This is a genomic window from Rhodanobacter aciditrophus (assembly GCF_050026795.1).
GTDB lineage: Bacteria > Pseudomonadota > Gammaproteobacteria > Xanthomonadales > Rhodanobacteraceae > Rhodanobacter_A.
This window is the reverse complement of record NZ_JALBWP010000010.1, coordinates 213,872-232,086: the sequence shown is the minus strand read 5'-3', so window position 1 is coordinate 232,086 and position 18,215 is coordinate 213,872. Positions and strand designations below refer to the sequence as shown.

The window sequence follows — 18,215 nt, the reverse complement described above, 5'->3', positions numbered from 1 at the left end:
GTCCACAGCCTCCTTGTGGAACGGTTTCATGCCATGAACACACGCATCCCTTCGGTTCGGCTCAGCGACGATGGCGGAACTGCATGCGCACCGCCGGCGTGCCCAGTCGCCACGCCAGCCACAGCAGCACGGGGATCGCGGCCGCCTTCAGGCCCAGCGTGATGCGGTAGACACGCCGGGCATGCATGACGGCGTTGTGCAAGGCGGCGTCGCTGCCCAGCTGGGCCAGTGCCTCGGCGCTGGCGTGCTCAAACCGCGGCCACTGCGCCAGCATCATGCCGCCGCTGGCCAGCGCCCACAGCGCCAGCACGCCGCAGGCCACGCGCAGCGGCACGCGCGCCCACGCCTGGCGCAGGATGCAGCCGGCGCACAGCACGATCAGCACGAACGCGGCCAGCAGGTAGCCGATGTCCCAGGCCAGCATGCGGCGCATCGCGGCGCCATCGTCCGGCGACAGGCCCGTTCGATGCGCCCACAGCAGTTGCGCATGGCTGAGATATTGCACGCTGCCGAAAGCGGCCAGCAGCAGCAGCAACCAGACCAGCACGCGCCACGCGGCGAAACCGCGCGGAGCAGGGCCCCCCGCGGCCCGCGCCATCACCGGCATCAGGGTGCCGCCTTCTTCAGCACGGCGAGATCGGCCAGCACCTGGCCGGAGTTCGCCTTCGGATCGACATCGACATAGACCTTCGCGATGTTGCCCGCGGGGTCGACCAGGAAGGTGGTGCGCTTGGCGTAGTGCATGCCCACCATGGAACCGAGCACGCCGTATTCGGTGGCCGCCTTCCGATCCGTGTCGGCGAGCAGCGGGAACGGCACGTGGTACCTGGCGGCGAACTCGGCGTGCGACTTCGTGTCGTCCAGGCTCACGCCCACCACCGAGGCACCGGCCTGGCGCAGCTTCGCGATGTCGTCGCGGAAGGTGCACACCTCGGTGGTGCAGCCGGGGGTGAAATCCTTGGGATAGAAGTACAGCACCAGCCAGTGGCCGCGATAGTCGGCGGGGCTGCGCCAGTGGCCGTTCTGGTCCTGCAGGCGAAACGCCGGCGCTGCGGTGCCGGCCTTGGGCAGGGCTCCGGCGGCGAACGCGGGCGCGGCAAGCAGGCCGCACAGCAGGGCCAGCACGAACAGCAGCGGCAAGCGGCGCATGACGGTTCTCCGGGAGGGGACGGCACCGCGCAGTGTACGCTGCCGCGCAGGCGAAGGGCGCCTCGCGGCGCCCTTCGCGTCCACCCTGCGCAAACCGCTCAGCGGCGAGTGATGGTGAACTTGCCCACCGACACGCCGAGATTGACGCCTTCGCCATGGCCGGCCAGCGCCAGCGAGGTGGTGCCCTTGGTCAACACCTGGGCGGTGCCGCTCTTCACCACGCCGGCTTCGGCGCCGGCCTGCGCGTAGTCGCCGAACACGTCGTCGATGCTGCGCACGTGGGTGATGTCGCCGGTGCCGTGGTCGATGCGGTATTTGCCGGCGGTGAGGCCGCCGCCCACCACCGCGATCTTCACCGCGGCCTGCTGGCCGTTGTCGCAGCGCACGACGCCGCTGCCCTCGGCGTGCTTGTACAGGATCGACCAGCCCGACAGGTTGAAGTCGAGATGACATTTCACGTTCGCCTCGGCGGCGCGGGCGGGCACGGCCGGCACGGCTGCCAAGGCACCAGCCCCCAGCAGCAGGGCGGCGGTCAGGGCGAGAGTGTGCTTGCTCATGGGCATCTCCTTCCGGTTGTGAGGCGTGGCTCCTGTCCGGGGGCGGCAGGAACGCTGTCCAGCATCGGCAGGCCTTCGTGACAGCCACGTGAGCCGCGCGCGCTTCCGTTCATCTTGATGTTTCGCTAACGCAGCGCCGTTCAGACTCCTTCGCCATCCGGCGATGCTCGCCGCCACAGGAGCAGGCATGCCTAGGTATTCACTGGTCGGTTACGACGGCTCGGACGCCGCGCGCCGCGCGTTCGCGTTCGCGATGGAGCTGGCCCGCGCCTGCGGCGGGCGGGTGCGCGTGGTGTCGGTGCTGCAGGTGGCCGAGGGCGGCGACACCTGTGCATTGATGATGACCGACTCCGGCACGCAGCGCGTGCAGGAACTGAAGGACGAACTGGCCGCGCTCGCGCCGGACGCCGCCAGCCTCGTCGACGTCGAGCTCACCCACGGCAGCCCCGGTGACGTGCTGCTCGGCCAGGTCGGCCAGCACGGCATCGACCACATCGTGATCGGTCACACCGAGCGCGGCGCATTGGCGCGCTGGCTGCTGGGCTCGGTCTCCACCAACGTGCTGGCCCGCGCCCACGTGCCGGTGACCGTGGTGCGCTGAGCGGCGAACTCAGTGATCGGCCGGCGGCGCCGCCGCCGATGGCTGCCGCGGCTCGGCCTCGATCTTGCGCTGGGCCTGCTGTTCCAGCTTCAGCTTCGCCACGTCGACCGGGCGGATTCCCGAGATGAAGCACGGCGCGTAACCGCGGCCGGCAAGCACCTTGTCGAAATTCACCGACACCTCGCCGCCGAACGAGGTGAGCCCGATCGCGTTGGCGAACTCCAGGTTCGGGCAGGGCCCCACATCCAGCAGCCACGCGCGGTTCGGCTGGGTGTAGACGGCCAGCTGGCTGTCGCCCAGCGGCTCCCACGAATACAGGTTGAAGAAATGGAAGCTGCGCACCGGCGCCCCGGCCGCCGCCGCGTAGGCGGCCTGGCGCTGCGCCACCCGTTGCGCATACGGCACGCTGGAACACGCGCCCAATGCCGCCGCCAGCGCGACGACCATCCACGATGCCCTGCGGTACATGGCTGCATCCTCCGTTCGTCGATACGCACCGGAACGCACGGGCGGGCGACGCGTGTACCGGCGGGCTACTTCCTGCCGGCCTTCTTCGGCAGCGGCTGCCACTTGTCGGGCACGAAGCCGCCCACCTCGTAGACCAGCTCCACCTTCTTCTCGCCGTCCTGCAGGGTGACGGGCAGGCTGATCTTCTTCGCCTTCTCCAGCAGCGCGATGAAACCCTTGTCGTCGCGGATCATCAGTGCCGGCTCGCCGGTGGATGGCGCATACGCCTTGATCGCGTGCGGCTTGTCGTCGAACTTCGCGGCGACGGTGCATTCGCCCTTGCAGACGAAACCGCCATGGCCGTCGTTGAACAGGAACACGCTCTGGCCCCAGCTGGTGTGCCGACGCAGCACCAGCCGCACGTGCACGTCGGCGGGCTGGCTGTCGTAGATCGCCGCGGTGGACTGCGTGCCGCCCGCCATCGGCGCCACCCCGTATTGCCACAGTGCGGCGAGGCGTGCCTTCTCGCTGTTCTCCTTCCAGCGCTTCTCGACCTCGGGCAGGGTCTGCTGCACTTCCTTTGCCGCCGCGCTGCCGGGATAGCGCTGCACGATATCCTCGCCCATCGACGCCGCCATCTGGTCGTTGTGGATGCGCAGCAGCTGGCGGTAGGTGTCGAGGTCGCGCGCGGCCTGGGCATCCCTGGCCTGGGCCTGCTGCTGCGCGGCGCTCGGCGCGGGCGCACCGCCCTGCGAGCAGCCGGCGAGGATCAGCACGCCGGCAACGGCGGCGAGTGCGAAGCGGGAACGGAGCGGCGCAGGCATCATCGGCGAATCATCCGGAACGGGACCAGCGGCTAGCTTGGAACGACCCCGCGTCGTGGCGCAAGCTCAGTCACCGGCGACGGGCTGGCCGCCGTAACGCTCGCGCAGCGCGGCGCGGTAGCGGCGGCTGCACGGGATCGCGCTGCCGTCGCGCAGGCGCAGGCGCGCGTCGCCGGTGTCCAGCGGCTCGATCTCGGCGAGATAGTCGAGGTTGACGAAGTAGCCGCGATGCACGCGCAGGAAGCGCGCCGGGTCCAGCCGCCCCTCGATGCTGGCCATGGTGCTGCGCAGCGGGTAGTCGCGGCCGCGCACGTGCAGGTTCACGTAGTTGCCCGCGGCCTGCAGCCACTCGATCTCGCTGGCGGCGAGCAGGAACTCCTTGCCCAGCTTGCGCACCAGGAAGCGCTCGGGCCGGTCCACCGGCTCCACCGGCGGACCGTCGTCCGGCTCGGCCAGCAGCTTCGCCTCGCCCTGCTGGCGCAGCAGCCACAGCCGCGACAGGCAGATCAGCGCGACGATGAGGAAATAGCTGCGGATGTCCTTCAGGTACTCGTAGCCGAAGTTCGGCCACCACGCACCCAGGTGGTAGTGCTGGCCGACCATTCCGTAAACCAGCTTGCGCAGCCCGTCCATGCCGGCCACGTGCACCAGGCTGAACGCCACGCTCGCCAGCAGGTGCCATGGCAGGCTCCGGCGCCACGTATCGAAGCGGAACGGCCAGCGCCGCTCCACCCACTTCACGAAGGGGATCAGCAGCAGGATCAGCAGCGCGCTGCTCGATTCCCACACCCACGGCTCCCACGCCGCGGTGCGGGCATGGTCGATCTGCGCGACGAGGCCGTTGAACACCGTGTTGAGGGCGTACAGCGCCACCCAGAAGGCCACCTCGACCGCGCGGGGCCAACGCTGGAAATCCCTGTACTCGACGTCTGCCTGCTCGCTCATGCCGGCGATTCTACGTGGCCGTGGCGAAATCCCGCGCAACCCGTCCCAGGCCGGAGTCGGCTCGTCCCCGACCGCCCGCAATCCATCCCTTGGTGCTGGGAATCGGGGCGGCGCCCGCCCATGCTGGCCGCTGTCCATCCTGTCCGGAGCGATACGATGAAAAGGCGCGACTTGCTGAAGGCTGCCGCCACGCTGCCGCTGCTGCCCCTGCTGATGCGCGGCGGCACGGCCCTCGCGCACGGCGCCTGCGCCGTTGCGGCCGCCTTGCGCCCACGCGTCCGTCCGGGCCAGCCGGGCTGGCCCACGAGCGCGGAATGGGAGCAGCTGAAACGGCAGGTCGGCGGCCGGCTGCTGAAGCTGGAATCGGCGTTCGCCGGTGGCGACGCGGCGCAGGTGCTCAAGCAACTGCACAACCCGTTCGCGGTGGGTGATAACCCCGCGCTGACCCAGACCAGCGGCTGGGCCGACGCCTGGGCCTCGCAACCCAGCGCCTACGCCGTGGCGGCCGAGAACGCGGCCGACGTGGTGGCGGCCGTCGATTTCGCCCGCAGGCACCACCTGCGGCTGGTGGTGAAGGGCGGCGGCCACAGCTACCAGGGCACCTCGGATGCGCCGGATTCGCTGCTGGTTTGGACTCGCCACATGAACCGGGTGAGCCTGCACGATGCCTTCGTGCCGCAGGGCTGCGCCGGCCACGCGGCGCCGCTGCCGGCGGTGAGCGTGGAAGCCGGCGCCATGTGGATCGACGCCTACGACGCCGTCGTCACCCGTGGCGGCCGCTACGTGCAGGGCGGCGGCTGCACCACGGTGGGCGTGGCGGGGCTGGTGCAGAGCGGCGGTTTCGGCAGCCTGTCGAAGCGCTGGGGCACGGCGGCATCCAACCTGCTGGAGGCGGAGGTCGTCACCGCCGACGGCCGGGTACGTATCGCCAACGCCCGCACGAATCCGGAGCTGTTCTGGGGCCTCAAGGGCGGTGGTGGCGGCAGCCTCGGCGTGGTCACGCGGCTGACCCTGCGCACCTACGAGCTGCCCGAGTTCTTCGGCGGCGTGAACCTCACCGTCAAGGCCGACTCGGACGCCGCCTACCGCGCCCTGATTGCCGAGGCGATGGGCTTCTACCAGCGCGCGCTGTTCAACCCGCACTGGGGCGAACAGATGAAGTTCTACGGTGGCGACACCTTCGAGGTCTCCATGATGTTCCAGGGCCTCAGCAAGCAGCAGGCCGAACAGGCCTGGGCACCCTTCCTTGCCTGGGTGCAGTCCCGCAAGGACTGCCGCGTCACCAAACCGTTCCAGGCGCTGGCGCTGCCGGCCCGGCATCTCTGGGACGCCGAATTCCTGCGCAAGCACCTGCCGGGCGTCATCGTGCCGGACGAGCGACCGGGCGCGTCGCGCAACCACTTCGTGTGGGCCGGTGACCGGGAACAGGTAGGCTGGTTCATCCAGGGCTACCAGTCGGCCTGGCTGCCGGCTTCGCTGCTGCAGCCGGAGCGGCAGGCGTCCTTGGCGGAGGCCCTGTTCGAAGCCGCGCAGCATCAGGGCGTCTCGTTGCACTTCAACAAGGGGCTGGCCGGCGCACCGGCCGACGCGATCGCCCGCGCCCGCGACACGGCCACGCATCCGCAGATGCTGGACGCCTTCGCCCTCGCCATAAGCGCCAGCGGCGACGACCCCGCCTATCCTGGCATGCCGGGCGCGAAGCCCGATCTGGTCATGGCGCGGCGCATGGCGGCGGCCGTCGGCAAGACGATGGATGCGCTGCGCGCGGTGGCGCCGGACGCAGGCTCCTACGTCTCGGAAAGCGACTACTTCCTGCGCGATTGGCAACAGGGATTCTGGGGCTGCAACTACCCGCGCCTCGCCGCGGCGAAGCGCAGGTACGACCCCGACGGCCTGTTCTTCGTGCACCACGGCGTCGGCAGCGAGGAGTGGAGCGCGGACGGCTTCACCCGCTTGCGGACCTGACCGCGCACCCGCTCAGTTCTCGCCGCCCAGCGTGGAGTCGAGATGCTCCACGCAGGCGATCTCGTCCAGCCACATCCAGCGGTGCCAGTCGGGCTCGTCCGGGCGCTCCAGCCGCAGCTCGCCATTGATGCCCTGGCGCTGCTCGGCGGGGTCGTAATAGACCTGCACGGTGGCACGTTCCGCCACCACGCCCTCGCAGGTGCCACCGTCCTTCAGCACCAGGCGCACGTGCCCGTTGGCGGGAAGTTGGCGCGTGAGCGCCTGGAGCGCGTGCACGGCGGCCGGGTCGGAGTAGACGTGTTTGGCGAACCTGCCCATCGGCGCATGCCTCTTCGTGGAAAACCGCCCCAACCGTAGCCGCGCGCAAGGAAAGCGCGGATCAAATCCGCGGCACGGCGGCGTCAAGCCGCGCATCTGCCGGGACACGCGGCACGACTACAATGCGCGGTCTCTGGCAAGGATCCCCATGTCGAATCCCACACCTCCGTCCGCCGCCGCGGACTCGCCGCTGCGCCACCGCGCCTTCGTGCAGTTCTGGTGCGCACGCATCGCCTCCGGCTTCGGCTTCCAGATGCTGTCGGTGGCGGTGGGCTGGCAGATCTACGCGATCACCGGGCGCGCCTTCGACCTCGGCCTGATCGGCCTGGTGCAGTTCGTTCCATCGGTGCTGCTGGCGCTGCCGGCGGGGCATGTGGCCGACCAGTTCGAGCGGCGGCGCGTGGTGCTGCTCGGGCAGATCGTGGAATGGACGGCCATCGTGCTGCTGGCCGCGCTGACCCTGCTCGGCCGCATCCACGAGATCGGCATCCTGCTGCTGGTGTTCGTGATCGGCGTGGCCAAGGCCTTCGAGTCGCCCTCGATGCAATCGCTGCTGCCGGCACTGGTGCCCACGGCGATCCTGCCGCGTGCGGTGGCGGTGAGCGGTTCGGCGTTCCAGATGGCGATGATCCTCGGCCCCGCGGTGGGCGGCCTGCTCTACGTGGCGGGGCCGGGCGTGGTGTACCTGAGCGCCGCCGCGCTGTACCTGGTCGCCGCCGGCATGATGGCGGCGCTGCGCTACGAGCAGGCGCCGCCGAAGCGCGAGCCGGCCACGCTGAAGACGCTGTTCGCCGGCGTGCATTTCATCCGCGAGCGCAAGGACGTGCTGGGCGTGATCTCGCTGGACCTGTTCGCCGTGCTGCTGGGCGGCGCCACCGCGCTGCTGCCGATCTTCGCACGCGACATCCTGCATACCGGGCCCTGGGGCCTCGGCCTGCTGCGCGCGGCACCGGCGGTAGGCGCGCTGCTGATGTCGCTGTGGCTGGCGAAGCACGACCTGCAGCGCCGCGTGGGCATGATCATGTTCGCCTCCGTCGCCGGCTTCGGCGCGGCGACCCTGGTGTTCGCGCTCTCCACCGCGCTGTGGCTGTCGCTGGCGGCGCTGTTCGCGCTGGGCGCGTTCGACATGGTGAGCATGGTGATCCGCGGCTCGCTGGTGCAGCTGGACACGCCCGACGCGATGCGCGGCCGCGTCAACGCGGTGAACTCCATCTTCATCAACACCTCCAACCAGCTCGGCGAATTCGAGTCGGGCATGGTTGCGGCGTGGCTGGGCGCGGTGGGTTCCGCGCTGGTCGGCGGCCTGGGCACGCTGGTGGTGGTGGGCCTGTGGATGGCGATGTTCCCGAGCCTGCGCCGGCGCCAGCAGCTGCACGTGGCGCCCGCCGCGGACGAGTCGCAGGCCGCGATCGGCACGCTCTAGCGGCAGGACCCCGGCATTCCCGGAGCGCTGCGCCTCCCTCGGCACCGTTGCCTCGCGGATGCAGACCCGCGATGCTGGCGACCGCCATGCCCACCAAGGAGAGTCGCGCATGTCCGCGCCGCCGCCCCTGCGTTCCACCTTCGTCACCGTGCTGGCATGGGTGTTCATCGGCCTGTCCGGTTTCGCCACGGCGATCGCCGTGCTGCAGAACCTGATGCTGCAGTGGCTGTTCCTGCCGGCGATGCAGCAGGCGCAGCAGCAGGCACCGCTGCCGCCGGGCCTGCCGGCGCCCATGCAATGGACGTTCGGACATTTCGCGTGGTTCTTCCGCGCCTTCCTGCTGGTCTCGGCCCTCACGCTGGTGGCCGCCGTCGGCCTGCTGCGCCGGCACGGGTGGGCACGCCGCCTGCTTGTCGGCCTGCTGGGCTTCGCCATCGTCTATCAGTTGCTGGGGCTGGCGTGGCAATGGTGGTTCATGGGCTCGATGCAGGGCTTCATGCAGGCCTCCGGCGCGCCCGCCGACATGACCGCGACGATGCACGGCTTCATCCGCGCCCTGCAGGTGTTCGGCACGCTGATGGCGCTGGGCCTCTGCGTGCTGTTCGGCTGGATCCTCCGGCGCCTCTGCAGCCCCCGGGTACGCGACGAATTCCGTCCATGGAAGGCTTCGCCCTGAATGGGACCACGCTTCCTTTACATGCCTCTCACGCACGCGCTGGCAGCGTGGCGCTGCTGCCACAGGAGTACGTCATGAGCACCCGGCGCGACATCGAACAAGGCATGGAAGGGATCGGCGACCGCGTTCGTCGCTATGCGGGCGACGCCGGCGACGCCGCCCACGGCTGGATCGCCCGCGGACGGCGCGCGGCGGCGCGCTTCGACGGTGACGGCTACCGCCGCCGGCTGGCGCGCGCCGCCGAGGACCTCGTCGACGAGACGAACTACCGCTACCGGCGGCTGAAGCGCCAGGTTAACCGCCATCCGATCGCCACCGCCGCGATCGTCGCCGGCACCGTTGGCGCCTTCGTGCTGCTGCGCCAGATCCTGCGCGACGACGACGAGGGCTGAGCTCCGCCGCGCGCGGCGACCGGGGCCGCGGCGCTGGAGGCAGTGCCGCTGCTAAGCTGGGAGTTGCTCTCCGTCCAGTCGCTTCGCCATGTCCCCGGAACTGCGTTTCCACCATCCGCTCGCGTTCTGGCTGGGCTGCGTCGCAGTGGCGGTCGGCGTGCTGTTGCACATGCCGATGTACCTGATGGCGGCGCCGATGCACTACCGCCTCGCCGGCATGGCGATGGACACGCCGATGGCGGTGGGGATGGTGCTGATTCCCTGTGGCGTGCTGCTGGCCGGCTACGGCCTGATGCCGCGCATGGCCCGGCTCCGGCAGCGCCTGCATGGCCGCGACATCCATCGCCACTTCCACATCGCCGACGGCGTGCCGCTGCACCGCGAGCACTGGACGCTGGTGACGGCGCTGGCGGTGGCGCTGGCGATCGACGTGATGAAACCGGCGTCGCTGGCCTTCGTGATGCCGGGCATGACGGCGGAGTACGGCATCGGCATGTCGACTGCCGGCTGGCTGGCGCTGTCGGCGCTCACCGGCACAGCACTGGGCTCGCTGGTATGGGGCCGCCTGGCCGACCTGTTCGGCCGCCGCGCGGCGATCCTGCTGTCGGCGATCCTGTTCATGGGCACCGCGATCTGCGGCACGATGCCGGCATTCAGCTGGAATCTGGTGATGTGTTTCCTGATGGGTGCGGCGGCCGGCGGCATGCTGCCGATCGCATTCACCCTGATGGCGGAGACGATTCCCGCCGCGCACCGCGGCTGGCTGCTGGTGGCCCTGGGCGGCGTGGGCACGTCGGCCGGCTATCTCGCGGCCTCCGGCGCCGCGACCCTGCTGGAACCGAGTTTCAGCTGGCGCTCGCTGTGGCTGCTGAACCTGCCCACCGGTGCGCTGATCGTGTTCCTCAACCGCTACATACCCGAGTCGCCGCGCTTCCTCTCCAACGCCGGCCTGCACGCGCAGGCGCGCGCGGTGCTCGCCCGCTTCACCGGCGCACGCGACACGGTGGTCGCCGATCCGGCCGGCGCCGACTCCGATCCGCCGATTCTGGAGAGCCTGCACCCGGCAGCCGACCTGCGCCAGCTGCTGCGCGGCCGCCAGGCGCGCATCACCGCGGGGCTGGCCACCTGCGGGCTGGCCTGGGGGCTGGTGAACTTCGGCTTCCTGCTGTGGCTGCCGGCCAACCTCGCCAGGCTGGGCGTGGACGCCCATGGCGCCAGCGCGCTGCTGGCGCGTTCGGCGCTGCTCGCGGTGCCCGGCACGGCCGCGGTGGTGTGGCTGTACCAGCGCTGGAGCAGCTTCCGCAGCCTGGTGCTGCTCATCGCGCTGACCGCGCTGGCGCTGCTGGGGTTCTGCGCGATCGCGCTCACCGATGCGCGCGACGGCGCGCTCACCGTCGCCGCCACGGTGGCACTGCTGGTGAGCAGCGGCGGCGTGATCGCCACGATGCTGCCCTATTCCGCGGAGATCTATCCCGTGCACCTGCGCGGCACCGGCTCGGGCCTGATCGCCGCCAGCTCGAAGGCCGGCGGCATCCTCGGTGCGGCGCTGGGCGTGCTGGGACTGTTCGCGCATTTCGCGCTGTCGGCGCTGCTGATCGCGCTGCCGATGGCCGCCGCCGGCTGGCTGCTGGCGCGCCACGGAGTTGAAACCCGCGGACACGCGCTGGAGACGATCCAGCGCACGTTGTCGGAGTAGCTCGTCCGGCGCCGGTTCCGCACCTCCGCATGGCCCGCGCCGGGAGCCGCCTTCACGCAGGGGAAGAACCAGGCCAGCGGGAAGCCGGACGTCCGTCCATGGCCGGGGATCCAGACGGAAAAGGCCGCCTCGCGGCGGCCTTTCCGGGAACACGCATCCGCTGGCTCACACCGTGAGCGGGTTGGGCTTCTCGGGGTCGAGCTTGTACTCCTTGATCGCGCGGGCCACGTCCTTGGCGTTGACCTTGCCGTCCTTCGCCAGCGCGGCCAGCGCGGCGTGGGCGATCCAGTAGCGGTCCACCTCGAAGAACTCGCGCAGGTGCGCGCGGGTATCCGAGCGGCCGAAGCCGTCGGTACCGAGCACGGTGTAGCGCATGCCGTCGGGGATGAAGGCACGGATCTGGTCGGCGTACTCGCGCACGTAGTCGGTGGCGGCAACGGCCGGGCCCTGGCGCCCCTGCAGCAGGCCGGTGACGTAGGGCACGCGCTGTTCGGCCTCGGGATGCAGGCGATTCCAGCGCTCGGCGTCGAAACCGTCGCGGCGCAGCTCGACGAAGCTGGGCACCGACCAGATGTCCGCGCTGACGCCGAAGTCCTTCTCCAGCAGTTCCGCCGCCGCGATCACCTCGCGCAGGATGGTGCCGGAGCCCAGCAGCTGCACGCGCGGCTCGCCCTTCTTCGGCTTGCCGCCGTCCTTGAACAGGTACATGCCCTTGATGATGCCCTCGGCGCAGCCCTCGGGCATGTCCGGATGGGCATAGTTCTCGTTCATCACGGTGATGTAGTAGTAGTGATCCTCCTGCTCCTCCATCATGCTGCGCACACCGTCCTGCAGGATCACCGCCACCTCGTAGGAGAAGGTCGGGTCGTAGGCCTTCACGTTCGGGATCACGCCCGCCATCAGGTGCGACTGGCCGTCCTCGTGCTGCAGGCCCTCGCCGTTCAGCGTGGTGCGGCCGGAGGTACCGCCGACCAGGAAGCCGCGCGCACGCATGTCGCCGGCGGCCCAGGCCAGGTCGCCGATGCGCTGGAAGCCGAACATCGAGTAGTAGATGAAGAACGGCAGCATCGCCTGGTTGCTGATGCTGTAGCTGGTGGCCGCGGCCATCCACGAGGCCATGCCGCCGGCCTCGCTGATGCCCTGCTGCAACACCTGGCCCTTCTGGTCCTCGCGGTAGTACAGCAGCTGGTCGGAATCCTGCGGACGGTACTTCTGGCCGAACGGCGCATAGATGCCGATCTGCCGGAACATGCCCTCCATGCCGAAGGTGCGCGCCTCGTCGGCCACGATCGGCACCACGCGCTCGCCGATCTGCTTGTCGCGCAGCAGCAGGTTCATGCCGCGCACCAGCGCCATGGTGGTGCTGATCTCGCGCTCGCCGGTGCCGGAGGTGATCTGCGCGAAGGCGGCCAGGTCGGGCGCCTTCAGCTTGGCGTCGGCCTTGCGACGGCGCTGCGGCAGGCAACCGCCGAGCGCGCGGCGGCGCTCCATCATGTACTCCACTTCCGGCGAGTCCTTGCCGGGGTGGTAGTACGGCACCTCGTCCAGCTTGTCGTCCGGCACCGGGATGTTGAAGCGGTCGCGGAACGCGCGCACCGAGCCGTTGTCGAGCTTCTTCTGCTGGTGGGTCGGGTTCTGCGACTCGCCCGAGCCCAGGCCCATGCCGTAGCCCTTGACCGTCTTGGCCAGGATCACCGTGGGCATGCCCTTGGTGTTCACCGCCGCGTGATAGGCCGCATAGACCTTGTGCGGGTCATGGCCGCCGCGGTTGAGGCGCCAGATGTCCTCGTCGCTGAGGTTGGCGACCATCTCGCGGGTCTGCGGGTACTTGCCGAAGAAGTGCTCGCGCGTGTACGCGCCGCCAAAGGCCTTGCAGGCCTGGTATTCGCCGTCGACGGTTTCCATCATCAGCTTGCGCAGCACGCCATCCTTGTCGCGGGCGAGGAGCGGGTCCCAGTAGCTGCCCCAGATCACCTTGATCGCGTTCCAGCCGGCGCCGCGGAACACGCCCTCCAGCTCCTGGATGATCTTGCCGTTGCCGCGCACCGGGCCGTCCAGGCGCTGCAAATTGCAGTTGATCACGAACACCAGGTTGTCCAGCCCTTCGCGGCCGGCCAGCGAGATGGCGCCCAGCGACTCGGGCTCGTCGCACTCGCCGTCGCCCATGAAGCACCACACCTTGCGGTCGGTCTTGGGGATCAGGCCGCGATGCTCGAGGTACTTCCAGAATTGCGCCTGGTAGATCGCCTGGATCGGACCCAGGCCCATCGACACCGTCGGCACCTGCCAGTAGTCGGGCATCAGCCAGGGGTGTGGGTAGGAGGACAGCGCGCGGCCCTTGCCGACCACTTCCATGCGGAACAGATCGAGCTGGTCCTCGCCGATGCGCCCCTCGAGGAACGAGCGGGCGTACAGGCCGGGGCTGGAATGGCCCTGGTGGAAGATCAGGTCGCCCGGGTGCTCGGCGCTGGGTGCGCGCCAGAAATGGTTGAAGCCGACGTCGTACAGCGTGGCCGACGAGGCGAAGCTGGCGATGTGGCCGCCCAGCTCGCCCGGCTTGCGGTTGGCGCGCACCACCATCGCCATCGCGTTCCAGCGGATGATCGAGCGGATGCGCCACTCCATCGCCGCGTCGCCCGGGCTCTTGGCCTCGTTCGCCGGCGCGATGGTGTTGACGTATTCGGTGGTCGGGTCGAACGGCAGGTAGCCGCCGGCGCGCCGCGTGGAGTCGACCATCTTCTCCAGCAGGTAATGCGCGCGCTCGGTGCCGTCGTGACTGATGACCGCGTTGAGCGATTCGACCCATTCGCGGGTTTCGGTGGGATCGAGATCCTGGTTGAGGACGTCGTCGAGCTGATCCATGGGAGATTCTCCGCAGCGCCGCGCGGCGCAGGTGCCTGAAGGGGAAGCCGCCGCGGGGGATGCGGCAGGCCGACGCCCAAGTCTAGCCTTCGCCGCACATCGCTGCCAATTGGACGTCCGTTGATGGGCGCCATGCGGAGGCGGATGGTGCTGGCGCTGCCTGGAGCGAAGATGGCGAGAGTGTGGGCGCAGCGGGCGGGAGTGCCGGAAACCACTCCCTCTTTCCTGCGGAGAGAGGGCTGGGCTCGGGGGACAGGCTGGCGACGGGGGAGCCGCGAAGCGTGCTCTCGCCGGGGTTTGCCGCGAGCACCCGCCCCTCACCTCGATCCTCTCCCCAGGGAGAGGAAGCGAACCCGATGGGCGCGTTCGCCAGCCACTCGTCGCAGGACGCGGCAGCGTTCGGCCTGACCGCGTGCTGCTTCTTTTGCGCGCAGCTAGCTGCGCGCGGCGCGGATCTGCGCGTCCACGGCGGCGATCGCGGTCATGTTGACCACGCGGCGGACGCTGGACGCCGTGGTGAGGATGTGCGCCGGCTTGTCCACGCCCATCAGGATCGGTCCGATCGCCACGCCGTCGGTCATCACCCGCACCATGTTGTAGACGATGTTGGCGGCGTCGAGGTTGGGCAGCACGAACAGGTTCGCGCGACCATTCAGCGTGGTGCCCGGGAAGATGCGCCGGCGCAGTGCCTCGTCCCACGCGGTGTCGGCCTGCATCTCGCCGTCCATGTCCAGCTTCGGCGCGCGCGCCTTGAGGATCTCCCGCACCTTGCGCATCTTCGCCGCGCTGGCGTTGTCGTGGCTGCCGAAGTTGGAGTGCGACAGCAGCGCCACCTTGGGTTCGATGCCGAACAGCTTGAGCCGGTAGCTGGCCTGCAGCGTGGCCTCGGCGATCTGCTCGGCCGAAGGGTCGAGCTGCACGTGGGTGTCGAGGAAGAACCAGGCGCCCTTGTCGTTGATCACGCCGGTCATCGCCGAGGTGCACTGCACGCCCGGGTCCAGCCCGAACACGCTGCGCAGGTAGCCGAGCTTCTTGTGGTAGCGGCCGACCAGGCCGCAGATCAGCGCGTCGGCCTCGCCGCGCTCGACCATCATCGCGGCGATCAGGGTGGGCCGCGAGCGCATCAGGTTCTTCGCCGCGTCCGGCGTGACGCCACGGCGCTCGGTCATCGCGTGGTACTGCTGCCAGTATTCGTTGAAGCGCGGATCGTCGTTGATGTTGGTGAGCTCGAAATCCACGCCCTCGCGCAGGCGCAGGCCGAGGCGCTGGATGCGCATGGCGATGACTTCCGGCCGGCCGATCAGGATCGGCTGGGCCAGCTTGTAGTCGACCACCGACTGCACCGCGCGCAGCACGGTTTCCTCCTCGCCCTCGGCGTAGACCACGCGCTTGCGGTCGGCGCGGGCGCGGTCGTACACCGGCTTCATGATCAGGCCGGTGCGATAGATGAACTGGCCGAGCTTCTCCTTGTACGCGTCCATGTCGGCGATCGGCCGCGTGGCCACGCCCGAGTCCATCGCCGCCTGCGCCACCGCGGGCGCCAGCATCACCAGCAGGCGACGGTCGAACGGGCGCGGGATCAGGTATTCGGGACCGAAGGTGGGCACGTCGCCGCCGTAGGCGCTGCCGAGATCGGACGCTTCCATGCGCGCCAGCTCCGCGATGGCGCGCACGCAGGCGGTCTTCATCGCCTCGTTGATGCCGGTGGCGCCCACGTCCAGCGCGCCGCGGAAGATGTAGGGGAAGCACAGCGCATTGTTGACCTGGTTCGGGTAGTCCGAACGGCCGGTGGCGATGATGCAGTCCGGGCGCACCTTCTTGGCGTCCTCCGGCAGGATCTCCGGGTTCGGATTGGCCAGCGCCAGGATCACCGGCCTGTCGGCCATCGCGGCGACCATCTCCGGCTTGAGGATGCCGCCGGCGGAGAGGCCCAGGAACACGTCGGCACCGGCCACGATCTCGGCCAGCGTGCGCTTGTCGGTGTCGCGCGCGTAGCGCGCCTTGTCCGGGTCGAGGTGGTCGCGTCCCCGGTAGATCACGCCTTCGCGGTCGAAGGCGAGGATGTGCTCGGGCCGGGCACCCAGCGCCACCAGCATGTCGAGGCAGGCGATGCCGGCCGCGCCGGCGCCGGTGGTGGCGATCCGCACGTCCTCGATCTTCTTGCCCACCACTTCCAGCGCATTGAGCACGGCGGCGCCCACGATGATCGCGGTGCCGTGCTGATCGTCGTGGAACACCGGGATCTTCATCCGCTCGCGCAGCTTGCGCTCGACGATGAAGCATTCCGGCGCCTTGATGTCTTCCAGGTTGATGCCGCCGAAGGTGGGTTCCATCGCGGCGATGATGTCGACCAGCTTGTCCGGGTCGCGCTCGTTGAGCTCGATGTCGAACACGTCGACGCCGGCGAACTTCTGGAACAGCACGCCCTTGCCTTCCATCACCGGCTTGCCCGCCAGCGGCCCGATGTCGCCGAGGCCCAGCACCGCGGTGCCGTTGGTGATCACCGCCACCAGGTTGCCGCGCGCGGTCATCTCGCTGGCCGCGGTCGGGTCCTCGACGATGGCTTCGCAGGCGTAGGCCACGCCCGGCGAATAGGCCAGCGACAGGTCGCGCTGGGTCAGCAGCGGCGTGGTCGGGCTGACCTTGATCTTGCCCGGACGCGGATGACGGTGATATTCGAGCGCGGCGTGGCGCAGGTCTTCGGAGTGGGCCATGGATGGGGCTTTTCGTGGGGTGCGGAATGGCCGCGAGGCGGCGCGCGACATGGTAGCACCGGGCATTGCCCGGACCGCGGACCGCAGCCGGCAGGGAACCGGAGGCAAGCGCAATCCGCGCGGAAAATCACGCCCGGCCAATCACCCCGGCGACTGGCCGGCCCCCTGCCGAACGCATCCTCACGGAACGGGTCTGGACAACCGAACGCTGGCCCGCAGGGTCCGCTGCAGGGATGGAGCGGGCACATGCGCCGGACCCGGCGACCCGGAACAGCATGCACTCCCCGCACACCGGCTAGACCAGCTCGTCGGCGTGCACCTTGCCCATGCGGATGCCGTTGACGAACACCGAGAACGCCAACTTGCCGGCCAGCCCGTGCACGTGTCGCATCCATGGCGGCAGCCAGCGCGGCGGCGCGATCGCGCCGGATTCGAAATGCGGCTGCAACGCCACCACGTCGTGCAGGGTGAGCTTGCCGGCGAACAGGTGGCGCAGCACCTCCAGCCGCCGCTGCTTGAGCGCCCAGCGAAAGAACGTGTGCACGGTGAGCAGGCCGGACAGGTAGACGTTGTCCTTGGCGAAAGCCGCGCCGCCGCCAGGCGGCACGCCGCGGAACACGCGCTGGGCGGAATGGAAGCTGTCCGCCGCGCTCTGCCCGCGCTCGACGAAGAACTTGTACACCTCGACGAAATCGGCGCCGGAAAGCGCCATGTCGATCGCGAGGATGCGCAGGCTGATGCGCTTCAGCCGGGCGATGTCGATGGCCCCCGACATCAGCTCGGCGAACACGGCCAGGCCCTCCTGCGTGGCGGTGACCCGCGGCGAGGTGCGCCCCAGCGAGGCCAGCAGCGGTTGCGCGCGCCCGTTGAGCGCGGTGAGCGTGTGCACCAGCGCCTCGTGCGCCAGCAGCTGGTGGCGGTCGTAATCGGTGAAGCTGGCGCCGCCGCGCAGGCGGATGCGGGTGGCGCCAGCGGCAGCCTTCGCCGTCAGTTCGGGATCGACCTCCACCTTCACCGCGCCCGCGCCGAAGAAGTCGTCCAGCGTGTGCGCCAGCTCATCGCGCAGCGCCTCGGCGCTGATGCCCTCGCGGGCGTCGTCGGCCTGCAGGTCGGCGCCCAGCTCGTCCGACAGCTCCACGAAGTACCGCGCCGCGTCGAGGTTGCTGCGCTGGCTGCCGGGGAGCGCGTCGCCCGGCCTGCCGTACAGCGCGATCGACGGCGCACTGACCCCGTCGGTACCCACCGCCTCCAGCATCTCCGCCGCGATGCGCCAGGATTCGGCGGTGCGCGCCAGGTAATCGCCCAGCGGATCGCCGCCGAGCGCTGCCGTCTCGCGCTCGATCGCCGCCAGCTCGGTGCGCGCGGCCGCGAGGTCGGGACGCTGGTACGCCACCTCGGGCAAGGCATAGCGGCCCGCGGCGTAGTCCGCGATCATGCGGTTCTCCAGCGAGGCCGGCCACGCCACGGTGGGCAGGATGTGGATGCCCTTCACCGCGGCCAGCAGGCGCTGGTCGAGCGCGGCGCAATGCTGCAGGTGGGGAGCGATGCCGTTCACGCCGGAGATCTTGCGGGACCGGCGATCACGCCACGTTTCGAGCGACATGCGGCGGCGGCGGCCCGGCCTGCGCCGGATCGACGGGGAACGG

Annotated in this window: 16 protein-coding genes; 6 read left to right on the top strand and 10 right to left on the bottom strand. The window is 69.9% G+C overall.

The genetic code is table 11. From position 1 onward, the window contains the following. Positions 1–61: 61 nt before the first annotated feature. The 3 genes from ACQGNW_RS05995 to ACQGNW_RS05985 all read right to left on the bottom strand — a co-directional run bounded on the left by ACQGNW_RS05995 (position 62) and on the right by ACQGNW_RS05985 (position 1,706). On the bottom strand, positions 62–547 hold the full coding sequence (locus ACQGNW_RS05995) for a hypothetical protein (RefSeq protein WP_426662218.1): 486 nt from the start codon (positions 545–547) through the stop codon (positions 62–64). 59 nt (positions 548–606) lie between these two features. Next, positions 607–1,149: a peroxiredoxin gene (locus ACQGNW_RS05990; protein ID WP_426662217.1), complete on the bottom strand. Its 543-nt coding sequence runs from the start codon at positions 1,147–1,149 to the stop codon at positions 607–609. 98 nt (positions 1,150–1,247) lie between these two features. Next, positions 1,248–1,706, bottom strand: coding sequence for a hypothetical protein (locus tag ACQGNW_RS05985; protein ID WP_426662216.1), 459 nt, complete (start codon positions 1,704–1,706; stop codon positions 1,248–1,250). 187 nt (positions 1,707–1,893) lie between these two features. On the opposite strand from ACQGNW_RS05985, the gene ACQGNW_RS05980 reads away from it, so the two are divergent. Beyond that, entirely contained in the window at positions 1,894–2,307 is a 414-nt protein-coding gene (locus ACQGNW_RS05980) for a universal stress protein (RefSeq protein WP_426662215.1), read from the top strand. A gap of 9 nt (positions 2,308–2,316) precedes the next feature. On the opposite strand, the gene ACQGNW_RS05975 is transcribed toward ACQGNW_RS05980, so the two are convergent. From ACQGNW_RS05975 to ACQGNW_RS05965, 3 genes are all read right to left on the bottom strand, one after another. Next, on the bottom strand, positions 2,317–2,775 hold the full coding sequence (locus ACQGNW_RS05975; protein WP_426662214.1) for a DUF6491 family protein: 459 nt from the start codon (positions 2,773–2,775) through the stop codon (positions 2,317–2,319). A gap of 65 nt (positions 2,776–2,840) precedes the next feature. Next, on the bottom strand, positions 2,841–3,581 hold the full coding sequence (locus ACQGNW_RS05970) for a hypothetical protein (RefSeq protein WP_426662213.1): 741 nt from the start codon (positions 3,579–3,581) through the stop codon (positions 2,841–2,843). Between the two features lie 63 nt (positions 3,582–3,644). Further along, the gene (locus ACQGNW_RS05965; RefSeq protein ID WP_426662212.1) at positions 3,645–4,523 is read right to left on the bottom strand and encodes a LytTR family DNA-binding domain-containing protein; all 879 of its coding nucleotides are present in this window, start codon (positions 4,521–4,523) and stop codon (positions 3,645–3,647) included. A 156-nt stretch (positions 4,524–4,679) separates the two neighbouring features. Here ACQGNW_RS05965 and ACQGNW_RS05960 point away from each other — a divergent pair, with 156 nt between their 5' ends. Next, on the top strand, positions 4,680–6,488 hold the full coding sequence (locus ACQGNW_RS05960) for an FAD-dependent oxidoreductase (RefSeq protein ID WP_426662211.1): 1,809 nt from the start codon (positions 4,680–4,682) through the stop codon (positions 6,486–6,488). Positions 6,489–6,500: 12 nt separating this feature from the next. Here the strand turns inward: ACQGNW_RS05960 and ACQGNW_RS05955 are convergent, their stop codons facing one another. Further along, positions 6,501–6,806, bottom strand: coding sequence for a DUF3247 family protein (locus ACQGNW_RS05955; RefSeq protein ID WP_426662210.1), 306 nt, complete (start codon positions 6,804–6,806; stop codon positions 6,501–6,503). Positions 6,807–6,954: 148 nt separating this feature from the next. Here ACQGNW_RS05955 and ACQGNW_RS05950 point away from each other — a divergent pair, with 148 nt between their 5' ends. From ACQGNW_RS05950 to ACQGNW_RS05935, 4 genes are all read left to right on the top strand, one after another. Continuing rightward, positions 6,955–8,229, top strand: coding sequence for an MFS transporter (locus tag ACQGNW_RS05950; protein ID WP_426662209.1), 1,275 nt, complete (start codon positions 6,955–6,957; stop codon positions 8,227–8,229). A 109-nt stretch (positions 8,230–8,338) separates the two neighbouring features. Then, entirely contained in the window at positions 8,339–8,905 is a 567-nt protein-coding gene (locus ACQGNW_RS05945; protein WP_426662208.1) for a hypothetical protein, read from the top strand. A gap of 74 nt (positions 8,906–8,979) precedes the next feature. After that, positions 8,980–9,297, top strand: coding sequence for a hypothetical protein (locus ACQGNW_RS05940; protein ID WP_426662207.1), 318 nt, complete (start codon positions 8,980–8,982; stop codon positions 9,295–9,297). An 88-nt stretch (positions 9,298–9,385) separates the two neighbouring features. After that, positions 9,386–10,993, top strand: coding sequence for an MFS transporter (locus tag ACQGNW_RS05935; RefSeq protein WP_426662206.1), 1,608 nt, complete (start codon positions 9,386–9,388; stop codon positions 10,991–10,993). Positions 10,994–11,158: 165 nt separating this feature from the next. On the opposite strand, the gene aceE is transcribed toward ACQGNW_RS05935, so the two are convergent. The 3 genes from aceE to ACQGNW_RS05920 all read right to left on the bottom strand — a co-directional run bounded on the left by aceE (position 11,159) and on the right by ACQGNW_RS05920 (position 18,124). Next, on the bottom strand, positions 11,159–13,855 hold the full coding sequence (aceE, locus tag ACQGNW_RS05930) for a pyruvate dehydrogenase (acetyl-transferring), homodimeric type (protein ID WP_426662205.1): 2,697 nt from the start codon (positions 13,853–13,855) through the stop codon (positions 11,159–11,161). 434 nt (positions 13,856–14,289) lie between these two features. Then, the gene (locus ACQGNW_RS05925) at positions 14,290–16,569 is read right to left on the bottom strand and encodes an NADP-dependent malic enzyme (protein WP_426662204.1); all 2,280 of its coding nucleotides are present in this window, start codon (positions 16,567–16,569) and stop codon (positions 14,290–14,292) included. Positions 16,570–16,864: 295 nt separating this feature from the next. After that, a complete protein-coding gene (locus tag ACQGNW_RS05920) occupies positions 16,865–18,124 on the bottom strand; it encodes a peptidase MATCAP family protein (RefSeq protein ID WP_426662203.1) in 1,260 nt (419 codons plus the stop codon). Between the last annotated feature and the right edge of the window lie 91 nt (positions 18,125–18,215).

Excerpts from the sequence above, each read along its gene's own strand:
- ACQGNW_RS05990 (WP_426662217.1), bottom strand. The coding sequence starts at position 1,149 with ATGCGCCGCTTGCCGCTGCTGTTCGTGCTGGCCCTGCTGTGCGGCCTG.
- ACQGNW_RS05985 (WP_426662216.1), bottom strand. The coding sequence starts at position 1,706 with ATGAGCAAGCACACTCTCGCCCTGACCGCCGCCCTGCTGCTGGGGGCT.
- ACQGNW_RS05980 (WP_426662215.1), top strand. The coding sequence starts at position 1,894 with ATGCCTAGGTATTCACTGGTCGGTTACGACGGCTCGGACGCCGCGCGC.
- ACQGNW_RS05975 (WP_426662214.1), bottom strand. The coding sequence starts at position 2,775 with ATGTACCGCAGGGCATCGTGGATGGTCGTCGCGCTGGCGGCGGCATTG.
- ACQGNW_RS05970 (WP_426662213.1), bottom strand. The coding sequence starts at position 3,581 with ATGATGCCTGCGCCGCTCCGTTCCCGCTTCGCACTCGCCGCCGTTGCC.
- ACQGNW_RS05965 (WP_426662212.1), bottom strand. The coding sequence starts at position 4,523 with ATGAGCGAGCAGGCAGACGTCGAGTACAGGGATTTCCAGCGTTGGCCC.
- ACQGNW_RS05960 (WP_426662211.1), top strand. The coding sequence starts at position 4,680 with ATGAAAAGGCGCGACTTGCTGAAGGCTGCCGCCACGCTGCCGCTGCTG.
- ACQGNW_RS05955 (WP_426662210.1), bottom strand. The coding sequence starts at position 6,806 with ATGGGCAGGTTCGCCAAACACGTCTACTCCGACCCGGCCGCCGTGCAC.
- ACQGNW_RS05950 (WP_426662209.1), top strand. The coding sequence starts at position 6,955 with ATGTCGAATCCCACACCTCCGTCCGCCGCCGCGGACTCGCCGCTGCGC.
- ACQGNW_RS05945 (WP_426662208.1), top strand. The coding sequence starts at position 8,339 with ATGTCCGCGCCGCCGCCCCTGCGTTCCACCTTCGTCACCGTGCTGGCA.
- ACQGNW_RS05940 (WP_426662207.1), top strand. The coding sequence starts at position 8,980 with ATGAGCACCCGGCGCGACATCGAACAAGGCATGGAAGGGATCGGCGAC.
- ACQGNW_RS05935 (WP_426662206.1), top strand. The coding sequence starts at position 9,386 with ATGTCCCCGGAACTGCGTTTCCACCATCCGCTCGCGTTCTGGCTGGGC.
- aceE (WP_426662205.1), bottom strand. The coding sequence starts at position 13,855 with ATGGATCAGCTCGACGACGTCCTCAACCAGGATCTCGATCCCACCGAA.
- ACQGNW_RS05925 (WP_426662204.1), bottom strand. The coding sequence starts at position 16,569 with ATGGCCCACTCCGAAGACCTGCGCCACGCCGCGCTCGAATATCACCGT.